Origin of the sequence: Bacillus sp. 005/A4HT-01/001 (assembly GCF_004634445.1) — a bacterium.
Taxonomy (GTDB): domain Bacteria; phylum Bacillota; class Bacilli; order Bacillales; family Bacillaceae; genus Bacillus; species Bacillus altitudinis.
Genome location: NZ_SEIZ01000002.1, coordinates 523,330 through 542,325, shown reverse-complemented (window position 1 = coordinate 542,325; position 18,996 = coordinate 523,330). Strand labels below are relative to the sequence as shown.

The window sequence follows — 18,996 nt, the reverse complement described above, 5'->3', positions numbered from 1 at the left end:
CATCTCCTTTGAAAGAGATGCTTTTTTCGTGCGTGCGATTATAAAGAAAACCCATTGATAAACGGATTTTGCTCCTGTTCTGTAAGCACAGTTGTTTCCTCGCCATGTCCACTTAACACAAGAGTTGATTCTGGCAATGACAACAATTTGTCATGTATCGATTGAAGTAGCACGTCTTGATTACCACCCGTTAAATCAGTTCTCCCGATACCGCCTTGGAATAAAGTATCACCAGAAATCACAAATCCCTCTTCCGCTGAATAGTAAGACACACTGCCAGGTGAATGACCTGGTGTGTGGAACATTTCTAATGTAAACGATCCAATTTGAAGAGGTCCTTCTGACGTAATCAATTGTTCAGCTTCTTTGACCGTAATTCCGTTACCAATTAGTCGAGCTGAACCGTTTAGCTGAGCATTTGTCAGCCATTCTTTTTCCTTTTCATGGACATAAAGCGGAATTCCCCATTCTTGACGCACCTCATCTGCTGCACCAATATGATCAAAATGGGCATGTGTCAATAAGACAGCAAGAGGTTTCAGCTGTTTTTCTTTCACATAAGAAATTAGCTTTTGCGCTTCGCCGCCTGGATCAAAAATTAAACATTCTCCCTGTTCATTTTTCCAAATATATGCGTTCGCTTGCACATAACCTAGCGGCATTCTTCTCCAATTCATTTTCATCACCTACTACTTTTTTCATTCTTTTTTATTATGAAGGCTATTCAATAAAAATTCAAACAATCGTCAACTTGAATGTACTCGACAAGCTTTATGAAAACGGTTAAAATGAAAAGAAAGGAAATCAAGGGGATTGATGACAAAGGGGGACTTTCATATGATGCTCGTCATTATTTTTGGTCTAGTCACGATTTTAGCCGCTCTCGGCATCTATCGCTCACTCAAAAAAGTGAACGTACTGGCCATTGCTTTCGCTGGCGCCACATTTTTGGTTTTTGGATGGTTTACCGTCATGACCATCATCTATAGCGGTTATCCAACTGCACATTAAAAGCCTGCAATCAGCAGGCTTTTTCTATTGATTCAAATGTTTATTCACGCTTTCTAATTTGCTTGAAAGGGTGGTCGTTTGATCTCTTCTGTCATCTATGCGGATATTGGTTGCTACTCGGTGTAAACCCTTTTCAAATGGAGCCTCATGAATACGCTGAATGACCTCAAATAAAACGGATAGCTCCCCTTCAATTAAAGTATTCATTGGTGTGAGCTGATATTTGATTTTCCCTTCTTGTTGAAAGCCCTCTAACAGTCTTTGTACATCTGCTACATATGCACTCACGCTTGGTGTCTCAGTGCCTATTGGAATGATGGTGACATCTGCTATCGCCATGGTTCTTGCTCCTTTCAATGACATCCTATTTCTTTCTCGTTCTCATTGTAACCCATCGTGATTCAAAAATGCCATGATCATGTGGCGTTTAAGCTTGGTTTGTCCCGTTCTATCGTCAAATCTACTCTCTCTACCTTCCCAATCTTTGTGAAAAGGAGCAGGCATATACCTGAAATGGCTTCGATCAGTCCACCAGCTGCAATGACATATCCTGAACCGAATAACGTCGCCATATAGCCACCAATGAGAGCGCCTAACGGTATCATTAAATACGAGATCATGTTAATAATCGCATACACTTGCGGCTGATCCTCCGCTTTTACTGACAATTGAATCATCGTATGTTCAGGTACATTGACTGCACTAATGGCTGCACCTAAGGCAAATGCAGATATAAACACAAGTGGTAATAAGGCATTCATCCCTGTAATGAAGAATGCAATTCCATCAACGATCCCTGCCCCGATAAACAACAGACCGTATCGATTCACTTTCACCTTTGTTAAAACGAATCCCATCAAAAATGCACCTAATGCCGTGGTCACTTTGATGAATGAATATACTACTGGTCCACTATGTAAATCTTCTGTTAAATAAATAACCGACAATGCCTCCCACGGTGCCGCAGCAAAATTGGAGCAGACACAAAAAATGGCTAATGGAAACAAAATATGATGACTTTTCACAAGTGAAAATCCCCTTATTAATCGTTTTCCGTATGATAATCCTTTTTTTCCTTTATCCATGATCGCTTCCGTTTTATATGTAATCAGCAAAACCAGCAAAGCGGACATGAGGTAAAGAGGAATAATCACAAGCATTGTATATCCTACCCCTACAAATGCAATCATGACACCACAAATCGTCACAGTCACAAGCCTGACCACATGACTGGCTGATTGAATGGTTGCATTCGCCATTTGTATCACATCTTCATGCACAAGCTTTGGAATAATAGACACCGAAGCTGGTTCATAGGAACCACCAGTCGCTGAATGCAGCAACATACCGCCAATGATGAGTGCTAAAGGAGAAAAATCATAAAAGTAACTCACCACAATCACAAGTATAATCGCCGCCCGAGTTAAATCAGCAAAGCACATCCAAAATTTCAATTGATGCGGCTTCATCATTGGGGTAATAAACGGCCCAATAATGGCTTGAGGGACAAAACTAACGGCAATAAAAAATGCTGTTCCAATTGCTCCTTTTCCCCCTAGCACTAAAAGCCACAAAATGGTGTTAAAAGATAAACTATCAGCAGTAATTTTACACATTTTAGAAACAAATAGATAAGTAAAATTCCGTTTCCACAGGCTTTGAGCATTCAATCATCGACATCTCCCTAATTCATATCCTTTTTTTTACATCCACTCTTTCACAATAGCTTACAGGGATGCTCTCGTCAATCACATCAGCACGGTTTTTATTGACCATAAGAAATTGATTGGTTTGAACGTATTAAAAGATTGTTGACAAAGGGCGAAAATGAACTTGATTTTAGCCCTTTGTCTTCTTTTCAGCGTGATAGAAAACCTTTGCAGCCCTAGGAAGGACGAGCATCGGCGCGGAGCGAATTTAACATTCGTGAGCACCGAAGCGCAGGACTGACAAAGAATGCGAGGGTTTGTCTACACGCTGAAAGCACCGGCTAGGTGCTTTTAATACTTACATGCTTCCCACAATAACCGCTTTGTTTTTTCATAGATCGAATCAAATTGACTCATAGAAAGCGGGTTCTTACCTCGCCCAAGTTCCACCGTATAGCCCTCACTTTTACATTGATAAATAAACCAATCTCGATAACCTGCATAGCTATCAAGATATTGAATCGCTTTGTAACCGCTCACCCGTTCTAACCGTTGGACCGTCTCTTTTGATATGGCCGGTTCGTGGCCAAGAAAACCCCAGTATATCTCTTCTCCTTGTGTATGAAGGGCAATCAGTCGATCAAAGCGTTTTCTTAAAGCGAGATGTGCCATTGCTTTCGCTTCTGGTTCTGTTAACGGCTGATGCCCTGGGAAATCCCTATAAGACGGTGCCTTCGGCTTATTACGATAATATTCGATTTCCCAATAAGCAGGAAATTGATTGTTTAAATCAATTCCTCGAATATTTGCCTTCCATTCTCGATAATCGGAAAATCCACCATTTAGCGGTGCGAACTCCTCACGGCACAGCCCTAAAGATTCTGGACCATTGCGAACCAAATCAACACCGTCTGGATTTACCATGGGTACAATAGATAAAGCAGTGGTCTGCAATATACGAACCGCTTCATGATGTCTTGCTTGCACTGGGTCAGAGGCCGCTAAACAAAGTGATTTAAGCCATTTTAATAAAACGGAGGTCGTGATCCATTCATTTGCATGAAAAGAGGCATTAACATGTATGGAATGTAAATGTTGTACAGGCTCCGTACGGATTTCATAAATGGGCGTATCAAGCACTGATTGACCAATCACACTCATCTGAAGAAAAGGAAAAACAGCTTTCAAATATTGAAGCTCTCCTTCTAAGTGAGTGCTATCATATTCAAATGTTCCGCTGATCCAATCATCTGATTGCTGGAGCCGGTAAGGCGCAATGAAGCTTTGCACATCACCTACCGATTGAAATGAATGGGTCCCTTCTGGAAGTCTATACCCCGGTAAAAGGAGGTGCTCAGTATTTGACTGATTGGACAAATAGAAAGCTTCTTTCCCTATACCAAGCTGCTTTGCCACATCCTCCTTCCTTGCTTCACCCAGATGCCATTCAATTGTGCCAAACGACGTTATGTTCATTTACATCCCTCCTCTCACACTATATGAGCCAGTAAGTAAAAAAAGAAAACCTCTGCATGTAAATAGCAGAGGTTTTCTTTTAAATTAAGACGCCTTTTTTAGCTCAGTGTCATCTTCTTTTTTAGATGGTGAATGGTCCGAGTTGTTTCGGTCATAAAATCTAAGGAGATCTCCATAGATAATTTGATCAGAGAATTGAAGCTCTTGTTTTGCCTTTTCTTCATAAGACTGACAAACAGACTCATCTTCTCTCGGCTCACCCGTTTCTTTGTTGTAGCAAACACCGGCTGTGAAAACACTGTCCTTCGTAATAAAACTTCCATCTCGAAGCACTGTGAAGTCATTTGTATCTTTTGATAATAGGTCATGACCAAATTGAATTTGCTTGCTTGTATCGATTCCTAGAAGGTTCATGACTGTTGGACGGATATCCACTTGGCCGCCAACTGTATCAATCTCTTTTGGATGTTTATCCGTGATACCAGGAATGTGTACAACAAATGGTACTTTTTGAAGCTGAACTTCTTCAAAAGGTGTAATGTCTTTGTTTAAGAATTGTCCCATTGCTTCGTTATGGTTTTCAGAAATCCCGTAGTGATCACCATATAACACAAAAATGGAGTTATCGTATAACCCTGCTTCCTTCATTTTTTTAAAGAAAAGCTTGAGTGCCTCATCTTGATAACGCACTGTAGGGAAGTATTTGTTCAACGTTTTGCTCTTTGAGTCATATTCATCAATGAGCTTATCTTCTTCATCTAAGTCAAATGGAAAATGGTTCGTTAATGTAATCAATCTCGTATAGAACGGCTGCGGGATCGTTTTCATTAAATCTACTGACTGCTCAAAAAACGGACCATCTTTTAGTCCCCAGCCAACTGAATTTTCTTCATTTACATCGAATGATTTAATATCAAAAAATTTGTCGTAGCCAAAGCTGTCATAGATCAGGTCACGGTTCCAGAAACTTTTGTTATTCGCATGAATAACAGAAGAATGATAGCCTTCCTCTTTTAACAACTCAGGTGCGGCTTTGAACTCGTTGCTTGGATTTGTGAAAAATACAGCTCCTCTTCCAAGCGGATAGAGTGAATTATCAACAATAAACTCGGAGTCGGATGTTTTCCCTTGACCCGTTTGATGATAGAAATTACTGAAATTGTAGCTTTTCTTGATCAATTTGTTTAAGAACGGGGTGATCTCTTTCCCATTCAATTTTTCATTGATCACAAAGCTCTGAGTAGACTCAAGCGATACTAGAATGACATTTCGTCCTTTTGCTTGACCAAACGTCTTTTCATTACGGTCTGTTTGATTTGCGCTTACATAGTTTTCAATTTCAGTTAAGCTATTGCTGTCGGCAAGTGCTCGCTGAGCGGATTGCTTCGATTGCAGAACCCCATCATAAATATGGAAGTTATATAAGCTGATGTTTTTCACTAGCATCTCACGGTCAAATGAACGAGTTAACAGCTCTGGTCTTTCTGTTTCAGCCAGACCAAGGTTAAAGAAGAAAGTGGCTGCCACAAATAAATAATAAGCTGCACGTCCCTTACGTGAAATCGTTACATCTGTTCTAAAGGAAGGCTGTTTTTTATAGAGCCAAATTAAAATGATGATATCAACAAACATCAGAAAATCAACTGGTTCAATTAAAGAGGTAATACTTGACCCGAGGTCACCCATATTGTTTGTTTGAAATAGGACGGGGATGGTTAGAAAATCACTGTAGAATCGATAAAATACAATGTTAGCTAACAAAATAAATGTCAGAACAAAACTCGTCACGATGATATATCGATTGCGATTTTTTTCTTTAAAGAATAAACCGATACCGAAGATAAACAAGAGAAAGCTAAGCGGATTAATAAACAGGATAAATTCCTGCATGAAATTTTCAATTTTGATATTAAAGCTAGATTTATAGATAACATAGGTTTTCACCCACATTAACAAAGTCGCAATCAGTAAAAATGACATCGCCTTTAATCTTTTCTTTCGCATTGTAACCTCCTTATGCTAAAAACGCACTCAGGTTAGGGACATCCCCAATTATTGGTGCTTCTTCAAAAATAACTAAAGTATATCTTATCCTGTCTATGCTGGAAAATCAATGTCTTTTTCCCCATGACAAACTTATGAATATGCTAATCATTCAATTTCATGCCTATCTATCGCTGATTTTAATAAAAATGACATCATTATGACATTTTTGTTCAAGACAGCCACTTGTTTTTTGCCATCCATGCACCGCCGATCACGCCTGCATCGTTTCCTAGTGAGGCAATCACCACTTCAACATCCTCAGCACATGGGGGGAAGGCATGATGCTTGACGACACGCTCTACTTTACTGCGAAGAAGCTCGCCCGCTTTAGATACACCCCCGCCAATGACGATTTTTGTTGGGTTTAAGGCACTAGCCAGATTCGCAAGGACAAGACCAAGATGGGTTGTCACTTCATCTACGACACGCATCCCCAGTTCGTCTCCGTTTTCTGCTGCCTCAAATACATCCTTTGCAGACAGCGAAGTAAGTGAGCCAAGTGATGATGTATGGCTCTTTGTTTGTAATGTATCCTTTGCGATTCGGACGATACCTGTGGCAGACGCAATGGTTTCAATACAGCCTGTTCTCCCGCAGTTACATGGTGCTCCTTGAAATGGAACGGCACAAATATGACCAATTTCTCCACCAGCACCTGTTTCGCCTTGAACCACTTCTCCATTGACAATAATACCGCCGCCAACCCCTGTGCCCAGTGTAACCATCAGGATGTTTTTGGCGCCATCACCTGCACCCTTCCACATTTCACCGAGTGCAGCAATATTCGCATCATTTTCGATGACAGATGGAAGTCCTGTCTCTGCCTCTAAATGGTCTTTCAAGGGATAGTTTGTCCAGCCCAGATTCGTTGTTTTATAGACAATTCCGGATACTTTATCCACTGGTCCAGGTGCCCCCATACCGATCCCAATTAGTGCTGATTTCGGCATGCTGATCTCAACTAGTTTATGGTCAATTGACTTGGCAATGTCGACTGTAATTGTCTGCCCAGATTTATCCGTAGGAATCTCCCACTTATGCTGAATTTCACCATAAAGATTAATAAACGCAAGCTTAATTGTCGTACCGCCAAGATCAACTCCTACAAACCAATCCCCTGTCATATGTCCTCCACCTTCACATTGTTTTTCGATTTAATTTGGCTAGTTCCATTTGAAGGATGGTCATTGCGTTTGACCATTCAGTTCGATCGATGATGCCCGATGTGTACATTTCCTTCAATTCATCTGCCATAAATTCTAATTCCACTTCACGATCTCCGAAATACACGTAATTTCCAAATCTCATGAGCAGCTGCTGTACATCATATAACGTTTTCATTATTTTCACCATTTCTCTAAATCAACAGATAGGATAAGCGTATTCATAAATACGCTTTCAGTCAAGTCATTCAACGTGTTTGAGTGTTTTCAATATATTGTTTCAACTTTAAAAATTGGTCATTTTGCGGATCTTGTTTTAATGCTTTTTCGATGAAGTCGTCTGCTTCCTCTGTCTCGCCTTTTTCTACATATAACAACGATAAGTGATACAATTTATTCGGCTCATTTGGATCTTTTTCAAGCGACTTTTGCAAATACTCAATGGCCTTGTCAAGATGTCCAAGCTGCGCTTCGGAAAGCGCATATATATGAAGTGCTTCAGCTGAGGCATCCTTTTGCTTTACATATTCCTCTAGACGCTGACTTGCTTCGCTATAGTTCTTTTCATCAAATAAACTCGCTGCCTCGCTAGTTGCCGCCGCTTCTTTTTGATCGTCTGAATGAAACCCTGTATACAATCCAAAGCCGCCAATAAGAAGGAGAAGAAGACTAGCAAGAAGCATTTTGACAGGCTGAAACTGTTTAGGAAGACGGACCGCTAAAGCGGCTAAAAATCCGCCAGCAAGCCCCCCAAGATGCCCTGCATTATCAATCCCTGATACAGTGAAACCTATCCCTAAGTTGATGAGGATAATCACGATAATATTTGTCCCCATCGTACGAAAGAAGAGCTTCCGGTTAGAGATCGCTAAATATAACAATGCGCCTAAACAGCCAAAGATCGCACCTGATGCTCCTGCTGCGATGGCTGTATTAAACACAAAGCTCGCTATGGAGCCAAAGATGCCGGAAATTAAATAAATGAGCAAAAATCTTCCTGAACCATAAATTCTCTCAACAGCCGCTCCAACGGACCAAAGAGCAAATGTATTAAAGAGTAAATGCGTCAAACCAATGTGTAAAAACATAGGTGTCACAAAACGCCACCATTCACCCTCTAAAATCAGCACATTATTTTTCGCACCGAATGCTGTTAAAGTGGCTGTATTGGTACTTCCACCAGATAATTCAAGTAAAAGAAACATCACCACTTGAACTGCAATTAACAAATAGGTAAAAATCGGTCTGCCATTTTGAAAAACGGCCCGTTCTCGTTCACGCTGCTTTTCCTGATCTTGAAATGCCTGAAGCACGTTCATTTTAAGCTGCATCACATCTTCGACTGTATCTGCTTTCGCCTCTTCTACATCAATCGAGAGTGATGTATTAAACCATTTTTGCAGCTCGTGTCCATCGTTTTGAAGGGTTTCTTCATTCAGTAAAACAGGTGTCACCGTCACCTTTTGCTGTTTTTGCGGTTGACCGTTTATGTCTTCCCAATCATCTACTGGATGATCAGCTGTAAATTGTAGCTGCAGGAGATGAAGAGAACGTTTACGCATGGCTTCTCTTAACTGATTCATCCGAAAGGCCTGCTCTTCCATATCTCGAACGATCTCCTGTCTAAAATTCACATCTCTTCTATATAGACGGATGAGATCATATCCTGAGTTTCGTGGTGCTTCAAAAAAGATTTCATCTTCTGGGTACGGACTTTGAATCATCTCGTATCCTTTTTGTCTGAGTTCATCAATCACTCGCCAAAATAGACTATCTATGACATTCATTCATTCGCGCTCCATTTTTTACATTATTATAGCAAGAATTACTCTTATACGCATTTCTCAACAAAAAAATCCCGGCTTTTGCGGGATTAGAATGCTTGGCGAATAAATTTCGTCCGAAAATATGGGATTTTCATCAGCCATTTAATAAAAAAGTGACGCACTTGGTTTTGACCTAAGATCAAATTCATGAGCCGATAACGATTTTGCACAAGAACGAATGCAAACAGTGTGAACACAATGCTCCAAATCATTTTATTCATCATATTCCCTCCTATGTTCGTATCGTGGCTTAAATAGGATTTGTTTATGCATGAACCATCATTTTTATCGCTGACAATGGCGTCTTTTATTAGTCAGTTTTCACAGCCTAATCCCTTGTTCTTTTGATTGAATATAAAACTCTTCTCCATACTCTGTTTGAAGATAAGATACATCAAATTGTTGAAGGTCAATCAAATCCTTGAACGTATGAGGCAGTTTACCATTCCACTCTAACTCTTCGATCTTGTGCGGGAAGTTGTGGTCGTTTGGATTTGGTGTATGGATATATACTGCGTCTAATGCAGGATCTTGTTCGTAAATACAAATCCATGTTTGATATGGCTTTTCAAAACCTTCGAGCAGCTTGAGTGTTCTATTGTACAAGGCGACATGAGCTTTAATATGCTCTCTTCTTATTTTCAAGCTATTTTTCCCAACACCCCAAAAATCAAGATGGGTATGAAAAAAATCGAACCAATAATCATGATCAAGTTGTAAGTCAAAAGTATTCACTTCCTCCCACAAATTACGGAAGTATCTTTTCTTTCCTCGAAATTTTTTCAAAACACGCCTCCTACTAGCTAAAATGCCATGAGCTAATGAAACGATCTCAACACAAAAAGCCCGTTTTTGGACAATGAGCGGGCTTTCACTTTTGATATAACGTACCTTTTTCACTGACAATCATAGACACCGGTATGTCGTGCGTTTCAGCCGGAATATGCCTCGTCTGCTGTAAAGACAAACAAAGGGCAATGGTTACCCCGTGGTAGTCCGCTAAATAGCGATCATAATAGCCGCCTCCGTAACCGATACGGTAGCCGCGCTGATCGAAGCACACCCCAGGGACAATGATCAAATCAATGGCTTCTTTATGTACAGCTGTAGACTCAAGAGGGTCTGGCTCCAATAGCCCAAAGTAGCTAGATTTCATCTTTGTTTCAGGTGTATATTCATAAAACACCATCTCTTTTGTTCTCGGAAAACAGGTGGGAATACAAACTGTTTTTCCTTCTTCCCACGCTTTTTCAATCAGAGGCATTGTCGGTATTTCTTTTCGCCTAGACATAGTCAAAGCAATCGTTTTCGCCTGTTTCCATGCTGGCAGCTGCAACACGTGTTCATGAAGTAGAGCGGCGTGGCGATTGAACTCTTCAGCGCTTATCTGATCAAGCATGGCTAATGTTTGAAGGCGGATCTCCTTTTTCATACAGGTTCATCTCCCATCATAAAAAAACAGCAGGAAAATTCCCTGCTGCTTACTTTGTTTCACGATGTAAAGTTTGTTTTTTATCACGTGAGCAATACTTTTTGAATTCAACGCGATCTGGATTGTTTCGCTTATTCTTTTTAGTAATATAGTTACGCTCACCGCATTCAGTGCAAGCTAGAGTAATATTTACGCGCATGTTTTTCCCTCCAAACTAAAATCAATTCACATTCAGACCTAACTATAATACCACTTCTAGCTAAGGAATGCTAGAATGTTTTTTCACCAATTTCATTTTTCAATGCATTCCACCCGCATCCTGATCCATATTGTCTGGTCATGTGATGAAAAATCGCCTTCTCCCCTATAAAAACACGTTCTTTGTCGTACTGTATACATGAGAACCCCCTCTTTGTTCCACAGCTTTTTTTCATCTGATCCGTCTTCTTTTATTTTAACAGCGGGCAAGGTTTTCATACTCGGTTTCCCTATAAAAAGAAAAATGATGAAAAAAAGGTGATTTTTTCAGCAATTCCTTTTGAAACTAGCTTTTTTATGGTATAAAAAAGAAGGGTCGAAAACTGTCTGAAACAATCATGAGAGCCTTTTTTGGCTTTCAGCATTAAAATATGAATAAAAGGTGATGAAACATGGAAATTGCAATTATCGGATTGCTTGTTGTCAGTATTGTACTGATTGCATTCTCATATTTTCAAAGAGAGCCGATTAAAGAAGTCGAACAGGAACTTGAAACACTTCAACTATCTGCAATGCAAGAAATCTATAAACTGAAAAAGAAAATGAAGGTTCTTGAAGAAGAATTGCTTGAAACAAACATCGTTGTCCGCAAGCATTCAGAAATTGATCCATCTATTGCAAGACAAATCATTTCAAAGCATCAAAATGGCATGTCTCCTGAGGCGATTGCGCGCGCTGAGCATGTATCTGTAGAAGATGTGAACATGATCATTAAAGACAACGAGAGGGTGCTTGTATGACGAAAAAAAGCATCCAAACGTTTGCAGCAGGTATGATTCTTGCAACTGGTGTTCTGGCGATCGTCTTTTTCCTTACTGGAAAAGATGAAGCGGCAGCTGATTCTACAACAAAAGAAACCCTCGCAGCGAAAGTGACAGACACTGACGTGAAAAATTACTTAGACTCTAAAAAAGAAGTCTCCGTCAGCCGTGAAACATATCAACAACTTCTTGATTATAAAGAAAAAGCGCTGAAAGCAAATGAAGACGGCGATTCTCAGAACGATAAACAAACAACGGACAAGCCAAAAGGCAAAACGGTTAAATTCGTGATTAAAAACGGTATGAGCACAAGTGATGTTTCAGACATGCTTGAAAAGGACGGAATCATCAACTCGTCTAAAGATTTTAATGATTACGTGATAGACGCAGGCTACCATAAAGAAATTCGTGCCGGCAAATTCAATTTAAAAACAGGTATGACATTCAAACAAATCGTCAAAGCCTTAACAAAATAACATCAAAAACCCCCTGGCGGCATTGACCTCCAGGGGGTTTTTGATTATCCAAATCGTCCTGATATATAATCATTTGTTCTTTGATCATTTGGCTCTGAGAACATCACATTCGTATCATTGACCTCAACAAGCTCGCCCATCAAGAAGAACGCTGTTCGGTCTGATACCCTTGCCGCTTGCTGCATATTATGCGTCACAATGGCAATCGTATATTTCTCTTTCAGTTTCATGATCAATTCTTCAATCTTTAATGTTGAAACAGGGTCAAGCGCAGATGTTGGTTCATCCATTAATAGAATATCCGGGCTTGTGGCAATGGCTCTTGCGATACAAAGACGCTGCTGCTGACCGCCGGAAAGACCTAATGCAGGCGCACTTAATCGATCTTTCACTTCATCCCAAAGGGCAACATCACGAAGCGCTTTTTCAGCGATTTCTTTCAATTGCTGCTTGCTCTTCACCCCGTGAATTCTTGGCCCGTAGACGACATTATCAAAGATAGATTGAGGGAATGGGTTTCCTTTTTGAAAGACCATCCCGACGTTTTTACGCAGTTCCACTAGATCGACACGGCCTTTTAAAATATTGTCACCGTTATACATCATATCCCCGGTGATTTTCACACCTGGCACTGTTTTGACCATGAGATTTAAGGTCTTTATAAAAGTTGACTTTCCGCAGCCGGACGGACCGATAATCGCTGTGACCTCATGCTCTTTAATGTCTAAATCAATATGCTTCAGTGCGTGATGCTGTCCGTACCAAAGGTTCATATCATTCACACGAAACACTTCTTTTTTGGCTGTTTCAGTTGCTACTGCATTCATCAAAATCCACCCGCCTTATCCGAATCGACCATTAATATAGTCTTCTGTTTTTTGCTGCGCAGGACGTGTAAAGATACGTTCAGTCGCATCGTATTCCACTAGATCACCGTTCAGGAAAAAGGCTGTATGATCAGATACACGTAACGCTTGCTGCATATTGTGTGTGACAATGACAATCGAATAATCATGTTTTAATTCCGATAATAGTTCTTCAATTTTTGCATTTGAGATCGGGTCTAAGGCAGAAGCCGGTTCATCTAATAAAAGCACGCTAGGTTTCATCGCAAGGGTACGTGCAATACAGAGGCGCTGCTGCTGGCCGCCTGATAATGATAAGGCAGAGCGGTGCAAGCGATCTTTGACCTCATCCCATAGCGCTGCCTTTGTTAAACTTTCTTCTACCGCATCATCAAGCACTGATTTCCTTTTTTCACCCGCATATTTTAGCGCATGCGTAATGTTGTTGTAGATGGATTTAGGAAATGGATTTGGCTTTTGGAAGACCATCCCGATTTCTCTTCTTAAATTCACCACATTAATACGGTCATCCAAAATATTTAACCCTTCGTACATGATCGCCCCTTCACTTCGTGCACCTGGAATTAGGTCGTTCATGCGGTTAATGCTGCGTAAAAAAGTCGATTTTCCGCACCCTGATGGGCCGATTAATGCCGTAATTGCATTTTTTTCAATTTCAAATGAAATTTGATTGACTGCTCTTTTTTCACCATAATAAATACTTAAATCCTGCACCTGTAGAATCTGTTCCGCTTGAAGTGGAGCCTTTTTTGCTGCAATCTCTTTTTTTTCTGCTAGCATTTGAACCATATCCCCTTCACACCTCTCACTATTTATTTTGACGTAAGCTTCTTATGAATAAATGAACCAAGCCATCTAGCTGCTAAGTTGAATACTAATACAGAGAGCACAAGTACGGCTGATGCACCATTTGCAATGGCCTCTGCATCTGGAATAATCCCCTGTGTATTGACGTTCCATATATGAACGGCTAATGTTTCTGCCGGTCTAAAAATATTGAGTGGTGACGTATCGGAGAAAGGACTCCAGTTTGTAAAATCAAGACGCGGTGTTGAAAGACCTGCTGTGAAAAGAAGAGCAGCCGCCTCACCGAAAACTCTTCCCGATGCTAAAATTGCTCCAGTTATAATGGATGGAATCGCACCTGGGATCAGAACCGTCTTCACTGTATGCCACTTTGTCACACCGAGCGCAAGCGATGCTTCCTTTTGATCCTTCGGTACAGATCGAAGTGCATCTTCTGTCACCCTGACCATCACTGGCAGATTAAAGACAGTCAGCGCAAGGGCTCCTCCGATGATCGTATAGCCCCATCCTGTTAAATTAACAAACATCAGCAAACCAAACATACCGATGACGATCGATGGCAGAGAAGATAACACTTCAATACATGTACGAATAAAATCAGTCACTTTGTTTTGAGGTGCATATTCTGCCATGTACACCCCGCCGCCCACGCCAAGAGGCACGGTAAACAGCATCGTAATAAATAGAATGTAAAACGAGTTAAACAGCTGATCCCTAATACCGCCACCAGAGCCAATCGCACTTGAGCGGGTAGTCAAAAAGTCAAAATTTAATTCTTTGGCACCGTTGAAGATGATATAAGAAAACAAGCCAACAAGTATCGCCGTGATAATGGCGGCACATAATCCAAAAACGATTGTGGCAAAACGATCGGTCATTTTGCTATTCATTAAATCTTCCTCCTAGATGACAAGTATCTGATAATGAGTATGAACATAAATGATACAACTAGAAGGACAAGTCCCATTGACCAAAGTGTATTGTTTTCAACACTTCCATACGTTGTATGTCCCATGTTTAACGTAATAATGGTTGTTAATGTACCAGCTGTGTCCATAATACTTTCTGGTAGATTACGCGTGTTTCCAATGACCATCTGAACGGCAAGGGCTTCTCCAAATGCTCTTGCCATTCCAAGCACGACTGCTGTCATTAATGTCGGAAGCGCTGCAGGTACAAGAACACGTCTGATCGTTTGCCATCTTGTTGCGCCTAATGCATACGATCCCTCACGTAAACTTTTTGGAAGTGAAGCCATTGCGTCAGTTGCAATGGATGTAACAGTTGGCAGAATCATAATAGACAGGACAATCGTTCCTGCTAACACACTGTGCCCTGAACCGCTTGACTTGAAGTGTCCAATAAACGGCACCAATACTGTAAGACCTATGAATCCGTAAACAACGGATGGAATCCCTACAAGCAGTTCAATCACTGGCTGGAGAATTTTCCGTCCCCATGCAGGTGCAATTTCTGTCATAAAGATCGCTCCTGCGATGCCTAGCGGTGCTGCTATGAGTGCTGATAGAAGCGTGACAGCGATTGATCCAAAGATAAATGGAAATGCGCCGTATTGCGGATTTTCTGCTGTAGGGTTCCAATTGATACTGGTTAAGAACTCAATTGGGCTTACACCATTTACGATGAAAGATTGTAAACCCTTAATGCCAAGGAAGATTGTGATGGCAATTGATACAGCAATCATTAAGAATGCGCAAAATTTCACCAAAATACTTCCTCTTACTTCATCCATTTGCCTATTTTTTTTCGAGCTGATCAGTCGATCGCTCGCTTCTGTATGTTCTATCTGTTTCATCTTTTTCTACACTCCTATGAATGTCATAAAAGGAAAAGTGAAAAGCTCCACTTTTCCTTCATCATCAATTCAAGACCTTTTACTTATCTGTTTGTTTGCCTGTTGCGTCTCTTTCTACTTTCATATTAGAGACTGAGATGTAGCCTTGGTCTTTAACGATTTCTTTTTGTACTTCGTCACTCATCAAGTAATCTAAAAATTGTTTTGCTAAACCTTCTGGCTCACCTTTTGTATAAGAGTGCTCATATGCCCAAATTGTATATTTACCGCTTTCTACATTGCTTTCTTCTGGTTTCACACCATCAATGCTAAGCGGTGTAATTTTGTCATCTGTTAAATAAGAGAATGCTAGGTACCCAATCGCACCTGGTGTTTCTGCAATCAACTTTTTCACTGTGTTTGAAGAATCCTCTGTGATTCCTTCTGCAGGTGTCGCGCCGTCAAGTGCATATTTCACAAATGTTGCACGAGTTCCTGATGAGTCTGGTCTGTTCACAAGTGTGATTTTTTGGTCTTTCCCGCCAAGCTCTTTCCAGTTTTTGATTTTACCAGTGAAGATTTTTTTCAATTCGTCCTTTGTGATGTCTTTGACACCAACTTCAGGGTTAACAGCTGCCGCCATTCCAACAACTGCTACTTTGTGGTCTTTTAAAGCTTTTGCGTCGATTCCGTCTTTCTCTTCTGCGAATACATCTGAGTTCCCAATTTGTACAGATCCTTCTGATACTTGAGAAAGTCCTGTTCCTGAACCGCCGGCTTGTACTTGAATATCGGCTTTTGGATGTTTATCCATGAATTTTTCTGCTGCCGCAAGAACTAAAGGCTGCATCGCAGATGATCCTGAGATGGTAATGGAACCTGATGCCTCATCTTTGTTTGAAGCATCTCCTTTACTGTCTTTTGAATCTCCGCTTGAGCTGCTGTTTCCGCATGCTGTGACGAATGCTAACAATGCGATAGTAAGGAAAGTAAGCAGCCATAATTTGTTCTTTTTCATTTCAAGAATACCCCCTGAATAATTTGTCCTACGAGTAATACATTAAAGGTTCTTTATTAATTTCGTTTAAATGGAATGTTAAGGTTTTGTAAATGTCGGAGATTTGTAGAGAAATTGCGGGGTTTTTTATGATTTTTGTCAATTTATATCGAAAAGTTTGAAGAAAATATAAAAAAACGCCCACAAAAAGTGAGCGTTTTTACCTAGAATAGGTCTAGTTATTTGTTTCTGCTTCATTTTCAATTTTGTTTTTGTTCTTCGCTTGTGTATCATTGCTTTCCTGTTTCGATTTCAGTTCAAAGTACTTGTCTAATACTTGTTCACCAATATCATTTGTAATCGGATAGCGCTGGTTGTAATCTTGATACACCCAAGGCACGACAACTGAAATCGCTACTTCTGGATTATCAGCAGGCGCATACGCAACAAGTGTTGTGTTATATGTTGGTGTGCCGCGTTTGCTTTTAATCGGGCCGTCATAGAATGATTGAGCGGTCCCTGTTTTGCCAGCTGGATTGTATTTTTTGTTGCCAAAGTTCGAATATGCTGTCCCTCTTGGGTTCTGCATCACAAGCTTGAATCCTTGCTGTACGCGTTTGATCTCATCACTTGTCATATCGAGCTTATTCAGTACATCCGGCTTGACGGACTCCGTTACAGCCCCAATGCCTCTTTGCGGATCTGGCTCTCTCACTTCTTTTACGAGCTGAGGACGTAAACGATAGCCGCCATTGGCAATCGTTGAAACGTATTGCGCCATTTGCAGCGGTGTAAACGTGTCATATTGTCCAATCGCATAGTCAAGTAAAAGACCAGATTGTGTAGATGTTCCACGATAGCCAGTTGCTTCGTTTGGCAGGTCAATACCTGTCTCCACTCCAAGACCAAATTTACTAAAATTGTAACGGAACGTATCAAACGCCTTTGTATCAATTGGGAGCGGCTGATTCTTACGATATTCCCCTTTCCCAATTGCAATCGCTGTTTTAAACATATACACGTTTGATGAACGCTCTAGTGCGGTTAAATCATTAATGAGACCCATATTTTGATAGGATTTTTTCGGCGGTGACTGAGCGATATAGAGCGGTTCATCGTATTGGGTGCTTCCAATATGAAGGACGCCTGTTTTATAACCTGTCAGCACAGTTGCCCCTTTTACTGCTGATCCCATCGCATATGATGATGTCATCGTTCCTAGTGCATAGTCATCAAATTTGTATGACCCATTCTTATTGGTAATCTGTTTACCCGCAATCGAGAGTACTTCCCCATTTCTCGGGTCCATCATGACAACAAACGCACGATCAAGAAGTTCTGTGCCGCCTCTTTGCTTCGCACTTTTCAAGTTCTTTTCGATGATTTTTTCCACCGCTTTTTGCAGCTGAATATCAATCGTCAGCACAAGGTCTTTCCCGCTCTTTCCTTCTGTTAACACTTTAGAGCTTGTGACATTGCCTTCTTTATCTGTTGTACTTTGTTCTTTTTCTTTTTGACCTTGCAGCACATCTTCATATTGATATTCAAGATAGCTTTTTCCTACACGATCATTTCGGCTGTAGCCGAGTGATAGATAATGTTCAAGCAGTGACGACGGAAGACCTTCATCACTTGAAGACACACTGCCGAGCATACTGCGGAGCAATCCTTTATAAGGATAGCTGCGTGACCAGTCTGTTGTGACATCTACACCTGGCAACTCGTCCAAATGCTCAGAGACGTAAGCAATTTCACTTGGCTTTACATCTTCATTTTTAATGAATTGAGGCGTAAGTGCATAGCCTGCGTCCATTTGTCTTTTAATCGCAAGCACTTGCAAATCTTTTTTCGTCAGTTGATTTAATTCCTTGTCTGTGATGCGTTTCAGCTGGAGCTCGTATAGTTTATCATCAGAGACCTTATCGTCACCCTTTAAATCGGCTTCCTTTTGAACAAGCTTTTTCGCTTCATTCGGATGGGTTAAGATCCAGAAATCTTTTTTATCACGATCTGTGATTTTCTTCGTACTTACGTGAATCATATCCGCTAATTTTGTTGCCACTTTGAGCCGCTCTTCTTGTGAAGTCGTCGAGGTTCTCGTATATGTAATGGCATTTAGCGCTTTATTGCTGACAATCGTGTTATAATTTCGATCATAAATTTTTCCGCGCGGAGCAGATGAGCTGACATTCACGTCTTCTTGTTTTTCTGCCTGCTTTTTATAATCTTCTCCATTCACAATCTGCACAAAACCGAGTCTGACCACAACACCGGTAAAAATAATGAACGCAGCTAAAAATAATAAATTCAGCCGGATCGGAAGTGTTTTGCGCCCTTCCTTCGCGTCTTTTTTGTTTTTCTTGTTTCTCATCACATCACCTTTTCTATCAAGAAAGAAATGGCACCCCTTTTTGTGTATAAAAGGTGCCATCA

General features: G+C 40.7%; 21 protein-coding genes. 3 read left to right on the top strand and 18 right to left on the bottom strand.

Features of this window, described 5'->3' with window-relative positions:
* Positions 1-38 precede the first annotated feature (38 nt).
* Positions 39-677 carry an MBL fold metallo-hydrolase gene (locus ES896_RS08405; RefSeq protein ID WP_017357989.1) on the bottom strand — a complete coding sequence of 213 codons (639 nt, stop codon included), beginning with the start codon at positions 675-677 and terminating at the stop codon, positions 39-41.
* Between the two features lie 160 nt (positions 678-837).
* Between ES896_RS08405 and ES896_RS08400 the strand changes: the two genes are divergently transcribed.
* Positions 838-1,011 carry a DUF2759 domain-containing protein gene (locus ES896_RS08400; RefSeq protein ID WP_003217333.1) on the top strand — a complete coding sequence of 58 codons (174 nt, stop codon included), beginning with the start codon at positions 838-840 and terminating at the stop codon, positions 1,009-1,011.
* 24 nt (positions 1,012-1,035) lie between these two features.
* On the opposite strand, the gene ES896_RS08395 is transcribed toward ES896_RS08400, so the two are convergent.
* From ES896_RS08395 to rpmG, 11 genes are all read right to left on the bottom strand, one after another.
* Positions 1,036-1,350, bottom strand: coding sequence for an MTH1187 family thiamine-binding protein (locus tag ES896_RS08395; RefSeq protein WP_017367597.1), 315 nt, complete (start codon positions 1,348-1,350; stop codon positions 1,036-1,038).
* Between the two features lie 77 nt (positions 1,351-1,427).
* Positions 1,428-2,681 carry an MFS transporter gene (locus tag ES896_RS08390; protein ID WP_135226702.1) on the bottom strand — a complete coding sequence of 418 codons (1,254 nt, stop codon included), beginning with the start codon at positions 2,679-2,681 and terminating at the stop codon, positions 1,428-1,430.
* Positions 2,682-3,011: 330 nt separating this feature from the next.
* A complete protein-coding gene (locus ES896_RS08385) occupies positions 3,012-4,136 on the bottom strand; it encodes a M14 family metallopeptidase (RefSeq protein ID WP_135226701.1) in 1,125 nt (374 codons plus the stop codon).
* A gap of 84 nt (positions 4,137-4,220) precedes the next feature.
* Positions 4,221-6,140 carry an LTA synthase family protein gene (locus ES896_RS08380; RefSeq protein ID WP_041091022.1) on the bottom strand — a complete coding sequence of 640 codons (1,920 nt, stop codon included), beginning with the start codon at positions 6,138-6,140 and terminating at the stop codon, positions 4,221-4,223.
* 212 nt (positions 6,141-6,352) lie between these two features.
* Positions 6,353-7,306: an ROK family glucokinase gene (locus ES896_RS08375; protein ID WP_007501244.1), complete on the bottom strand. Its 954-nt coding sequence runs from the start codon at positions 7,304-7,306 to the stop codon at positions 6,353-6,355.
* Positions 7,307-7,319: 13 nt separating this feature from the next.
* Positions 7,320-7,523, bottom strand: a complete 204-nt coding sequence (locus tag ES896_RS08370) for a YqgQ family protein (protein ID WP_008342322.1) — start codon at positions 7,521-7,523, stop codon at positions 7,320-7,322.
* Between the two features lie 70 nt (positions 7,524-7,593).
* The gene (locus tag ES896_RS08365) at positions 7,594-9,132 is read right to left on the bottom strand and encodes a rhomboid family protein (protein WP_135226700.1); all 1,539 of its coding nucleotides are present in this window, start codon (positions 9,130-9,132) and stop codon (positions 7,594-7,596) included.
* An 86-nt stretch (positions 9,133-9,218) separates the two neighbouring features.
* Positions 9,219-9,392 (bottom strand): hypothetical protein, encoded by a 174-nt coding sequence (locus ES896_RS20105; protein WP_017367602.1) that lies wholly within the window; start codon positions 9,390-9,392, stop codon positions 9,219-9,221.
* Positions 9,393-9,492: 100 nt separating this feature from the next.
* On the bottom strand, positions 9,493-9,957 hold the full coding sequence (locus tag ES896_RS08360) for a hypothetical protein (protein ID WP_135226699.1): 465 nt from the start codon (positions 9,955-9,957) through the stop codon (positions 9,493-9,495).
* Positions 9,958-10,042: 85 nt separating this feature from the next.
* Complete coding sequence (locus tag ES896_RS08355) at positions 10,043-10,603, bottom strand: 5-formyltetrahydrofolate cyclo-ligase (RefSeq protein ID WP_135226698.1); 561 nt, start codon at positions 10,601-10,603, stop codon at positions 10,043-10,045.
* A 49-nt stretch (positions 10,604-10,652) separates the two neighbouring features.
* Positions 10,653-10,802 (bottom strand): 50S ribosomal protein L33, encoded by a 150-nt coding sequence (gene rpmG / locus ES896_RS08350; RefSeq protein ID WP_008360061.1) that lies wholly within the window; start codon positions 10,800-10,802, stop codon positions 10,653-10,655.
* Between the two features lie 451 nt (positions 10,803-11,253).
* Between rpmG and ES896_RS08340 the strand changes: the two genes are divergently transcribed.
* Together ES896_RS08340 and ES896_RS08335 are read left to right on the top strand one after the other, a co-directional pair.
* A complete protein-coding gene (locus ES896_RS08340; protein WP_003217285.1) occupies positions 11,254-11,601 on the top strand; it encodes a hypothetical protein in 348 nt (115 codons plus the stop codon).
* The gene (locus ES896_RS08335; protein ID WP_008342335.1) at positions 11,598-12,098 is read left to right on the top strand and encodes an endolytic transglycosylase MltG; all 501 of its coding nucleotides are present in this window, start codon (positions 11,598-11,600) and stop codon (positions 12,096-12,098) included. Before ES896_RS08340 ends, ES896_RS08335 begins: the two co-directional genes overlap by 4 nt.
* A gap of 44 nt (positions 12,099-12,142) precedes the next feature.
* Here ES896_RS08335 and pstB (ES896_RS08330) read toward each other — a convergent pair whose 3' ends face one another.
* The 6 genes from pstB (ES896_RS08330) to ES896_RS08305 form a co-directional block, all read right to left on the bottom strand.
* The gene (pstB, locus tag ES896_RS08330) at positions 12,143-12,925 is read right to left on the bottom strand and encodes a phosphate ABC transporter ATP-binding protein PstB (protein ID WP_017367606.1); all 783 of its coding nucleotides are present in this window, start codon (positions 12,923-12,925) and stop codon (positions 12,143-12,145) included.
* 15 nt (positions 12,926-12,940) lie between these two features.
* Positions 12,941-13,753, bottom strand: coding sequence for a phosphate ABC transporter ATP-binding protein PstB (gene pstB, locus ES896_RS08325; protein WP_007501258.1), 813 nt, complete (start codon positions 13,751-13,753; stop codon positions 12,941-12,943).
* Positions 13,754-13,776: 23 nt separating this feature from the next.
* Positions 13,777-14,661: a phosphate ABC transporter permease PstA gene (pstA, locus tag ES896_RS08320; protein ID WP_007501259.1), complete on the bottom strand. Its 885-nt coding sequence runs from the start codon at positions 14,659-14,661 to the stop codon at positions 13,777-13,779.
* On the bottom strand, positions 14,661-15,587 hold the full coding sequence (gene pstC / locus ES896_RS08315; protein ID WP_017357999.1) for a phosphate ABC transporter permease subunit PstC: 927 nt from the start codon (positions 15,585-15,587) through the stop codon (positions 14,661-14,663). The genes pstA and pstC overlap by 1 nt, the downstream gene beginning before the upstream one ends.
* A gap of 79 nt (positions 15,588-15,666) precedes the next feature.
* A complete protein-coding gene (locus tag ES896_RS08310) occupies positions 15,667-16,584 on the bottom strand; it encodes a phosphate ABC transporter substrate-binding protein (protein ID WP_135226697.1) in 918 nt (305 codons plus the stop codon).
* 214 nt (positions 16,585-16,798) lie between these two features.
* Positions 16,799-18,934, bottom strand: a complete 2,136-nt coding sequence (locus ES896_RS08305) for a peptidoglycan D,D-transpeptidase FtsI family protein (RefSeq protein ID WP_039964027.1) — start codon at positions 18,932-18,934, stop codon at positions 16,799-16,801.
* Positions 18,935-18,996 lie beyond the last annotated feature (62 nt).

Excerpts from the sequence above, each read along its gene's own strand:
- ES896_RS08400 (WP_003217333.1), top strand. The coding sequence starts at position 838 with ATGATGCTCGTCATTATTTTTGGTCTAGTCACGATTTTAGCCGCTCTC.
- pstA (WP_007501259.1), bottom strand. The coding sequence starts at position 14,661 with ATGAATAGCAAAATGACCGATCGTTTTGCCACAATCGTTTTTGGATTA.
- ES896_RS08335 (WP_008342335.1), top strand. The coding sequence starts at position 11,598 with ATGACGAAAAAAAGCATCCAAACGTTTGCAGCAGGTATGATTCTTGCA.
- pstB (WP_017367606.1), bottom strand. The coding sequence starts at position 12,925 with ATGAATGCAGTAGCAACTGAAACAGCCAAAAAAGAAGTGTTTCGTGTG.
- ES896_RS20105 (WP_017367602.1), bottom strand. The coding sequence starts at position 9,392 with ATGAATAAAATGATTTGGAGCATTGTGTTCACACTGTTTGCATTCGTT.
- ES896_RS08355 (WP_135226698.1), bottom strand. The coding sequence starts at position 10,603 with ATGAAAAAGGAGATCCGCCTTCAAACATTAGCCATGCTTGATCAGATA.
- pstC (WP_017357999.1), bottom strand. The coding sequence starts at position 15,587 with ATGAAACAGATAGAACATACAGAAGCGAGCGATCGACTGATCAGCTCG.
- rpmG (WP_008360061.1), bottom strand. The coding sequence starts at position 10,802 with ATGCGCGTAAATATTACTCTAGCTTGCACTGAATGCGGTGAGCGTAAC.
- ES896_RS08385 (WP_135226701.1), bottom strand. The coding sequence starts at position 4,136 with ATGAACATAACGTCGTTTGGCACAATTGAATGGCATCTGGGTGAAGCA.
- ES896_RS08305 (WP_039964027.1), bottom strand. The coding sequence starts at position 18,934 with ATGAGAAACAAGAAAAACAAAAAAGACGCGAAGGAAGGGCGCAAAACA.
- ES896_RS08395 (WP_017367597.1), bottom strand. The coding sequence starts at position 1,350 with ATGGCGATAGCAGATGTCACCATCATTCCAATAGGCACTGAGACACCA.
- ES896_RS08370 (WP_008342322.1), bottom strand. The coding sequence starts at position 7,523 with ATGAAAACGTTATATGATGTACAGCAGCTGCTCATGAGATTTGGAAAT.
- ES896_RS08380 (WP_041091022.1), bottom strand. The coding sequence starts at position 6,140 with ATGCGAAAGAAAAGATTAAAGGCGATGTCATTTTTACTGATTGCGACT.
- ES896_RS08365 (WP_135226700.1), bottom strand. The coding sequence starts at position 9,132 with ATGAATGTCATAGATAGTCTATTTTGGCGAGTGATTGATGAACTCAGA.
- ES896_RS08375 (WP_007501244.1), bottom strand. The coding sequence starts at position 7,306 with ATGACAGGGGATTGGTTTGTAGGAGTTGATCTTGGCGGTACGACAATT.
- ES896_RS08310 (WP_135226697.1), bottom strand. The coding sequence starts at position 16,584 with ATGAAAAAGAACAAATTATGGCTGCTTACTTTCCTTACTATCGCATTG.
- ES896_RS08405 (WP_017357989.1), bottom strand. The coding sequence starts at position 677 with ATGAATTGGAGAAGAATGCCGCTAGGTTATGTGCAAGCGAACGCATAT.
- pstB (WP_007501258.1), bottom strand. The coding sequence starts at position 13,753 with ATGGTTCAAATGCTAGCAGAAAAAAAAGAGATTGCAGCAAAAAAGGCT.
- ES896_RS08340 (WP_003217285.1), top strand. The coding sequence starts at position 11,254 with ATGGAAATTGCAATTATCGGATTGCTTGTTGTCAGTATTGTACTGATT.